Source organism: Prevotella sp. P4-51 (assembly GCF_002251455.1).
GTDB lineage: Bacteria > Bacteroidota > Bacteroidia > Bacteroidales > Bacteroidaceae > Prevotella.
This window is the reverse complement of record NZ_NPJM01000071.1, coordinates 1-954: the sequence shown is the minus strand read 5'-3', so window position 1 is coordinate 954 and position 954 is coordinate 1. Positions and strand designations below refer to the sequence as shown.

Here is a 954-nt window from a genome sequence, read left to right as displayed (position 1 = left end):
AAGGGGAGGGAGTCCCTTCTTGCTGTGTTTAAGGCGGTTAGAAGATGCGCCTTGCCCTTGGAGGTGGTTGGGATGGGGTTTATTGTAACTTTTCGACCCTTGGAGAGGATTGGGGAGAGGCCATTGTTGGGCTTCTCTTTTTTTATTTTGCTCCTTTTCAGCCTGCCATGGGCAGGTGCGGCGCTGAGGTTGGTGTCGGATATCCCTGAGATGGTTCTCGGGAATATCCAACACCAACTTTTTACGCAGAGGGAAAAGGCGTGAAAAGGAGCAACGCCTTTCCGGCTCTTATATCCATACATTACACGCCGCAGAGGGATGGTTGGCACCGCCCGCAACTATCATTGGTGGCTCGTAACGGTCGATACGTGTCCTCGTAACAATTGATACGTGACCTCGTGACTTATGGCACGTGCCCTCGTAACGGTTGTTACGAGCTCACCGAGGGCGTCCCCCTTGGCGGGATAATGGACAGGAAATTGGTGGAGTGCATTATCAGAGTGAGTATAATAACATTCTCCCTTACATTTCAGTCCACTATCCTGCTGTGGGTAACGCCTTCGACTAAGCGCAACTCCTACAGAGTTGCTATACCTTATTATATATATACCCAGGGTAGCGTGCTTCGCCCGCAACCCTGGGCTGGGAAATCGCAACTCCTGCAGAGTTGCTGCTGATTGTGGGCCTTCCACTATGGGATTTCATCTGCTCATCTCCAAAAGGGATGAAATAAACACAAAAAGCCGTGGCCACTGCTGGCGGCTTCGCCTTGGCGGTGCTGTCTCCAATGCCTGTCGGAAAACAAGTTTTCCTCCTGGGCATCGGCACCATCACCACCGTCATGCTCTGCATGACGCCAGCAGTAACAACGGTAAAAAAAGCCGCCGTTGGCGGTAAAAAAAGTCCGGCTGGCGCCGGTACAAAAACAGCTGCTTGTAGAAGCCCCACCCCAGT

Annotated in this window: 2 protein-coding genes; one reads left to right on the top strand and one right to left on the bottom strand. The window is 52.1% G+C overall.

Going from position 1 to position 954, the window contains the following annotated elements:
• The coding region (locus CIK94_RS14690) for a hypothetical protein (RefSeq protein ID WP_216821950.1) at positions 1-264 on the top strand (264 nt) is incomplete at its 5' end.
• Positions 265-588: 324 nt separating this feature from the next.
• Here the strand turns inward: CIK94_RS14690 and CIK94_RS14685 are convergent.
• Positions 589-954: hypothetical protein (locus CIK94_RS14685; RefSeq protein ID WP_216821949.1), on the bottom strand; the 366-nt coding region annotated here is incomplete at its 5' end.